Source organism: Vibrio viridaestus (assembly GCF_003856525.1).
Classification (GTDB): domain Bacteria; phylum Pseudomonadota; class Gammaproteobacteria; order Enterobacterales; family Vibrionaceae; genus Vibrio; species Vibrio viridaestus.
Window position 1 is genome coordinate 1 of record NZ_RJVQ01000073.1, and the last position, 663, is coordinate 663.

Annotated in this window: 3 protein-coding genes; all 3 read right to left on the reverse strand. The window is 36.5% G+C overall.

All coding sequences use genetic code 11. The annotated features are described in order from the left end of the window. Positions 1 to 159 precede the first annotated feature (159 nt). Positions 160 to 276 (reverse strand): photosystem II reaction center protein PsbL, encoded by a 117-nt coding sequence (psbL, locus tag EES38_RS23245; RefSeq protein WP_124939287.1) that lies wholly within the window; start codon positions 274 to 276, stop codon positions 160 to 162. A 21-nt stretch (positions 277 to 297) separates the two neighbouring features. Further along, a complete protein-coding gene (psbF, locus tag EES38_RS23250) occupies positions 298 to 417 on the reverse strand; it encodes a cytochrome b559 subunit beta (protein WP_124939288.1) in 120 nt (39 codons plus the stop codon). Between the two features lie 9 nt (positions 418 to 426). Continuing rightward, on the reverse strand, positions 427 to 663 hold a 237-nt coding region (gene psbE / locus EES38_RS23255; protein WP_124939289.1), incomplete at its 5' end, for a cytochrome b559 subunit alpha.

The following is a 663-nucleotide window of genomic DNA, read 5'->3' on the forward strand; positions in this document are numbered from 1 at the left end:
CAGTAGTATCAGCCATTTATCCCGCTTCCCTCCACATTTAATCGAGTGGTCATGCTAGAAACATAAACAGTCAGAGATAATTATTATATATAATCCATCCGAATGGGATAATAAAATTACTACTCTTTATTTTTTATTTTATYATTCTACGYTCTTTTCTTAATTGAAGAAATAATTCGAAAATAAAACAGCAAGTACAAAAATGAGTAATAACCCCCAATAGAGACTGGTACGATTYAATTCAACACTTTGTTCGTTCGGATTTGATTGTGTCATAGCTCTATAATTGAATTAKGTTTATCGTTGGATGAAYTGCATTGCTGATATTGACCCCAAAAAAGAAACGGTAGGTACAGCTAGTCCRTGAACAGCYAACCAKCKCACTGTAAAAATTGGATAGGTYCKATCTATAGTCATTGGGWCCTCCTAAAARGATCTACTAAATTCATCGAGTTGTKCCAAAGRATCAAARCGGCCWGTKATTAATGGAATKCCTTGTCGGCTCTCTGTAAAATACTCATTTGGTCGGGGACTTCCAAACACATCATAAGCTAAACCCGTGCTGACGAATAACCAGCCCGCAATGAAAAGGGAAGGTATAGTAATGCTATGAATGACCCAGTATCGAATACTGGTAATAATATCAGCAAAAGAACGTTCTCC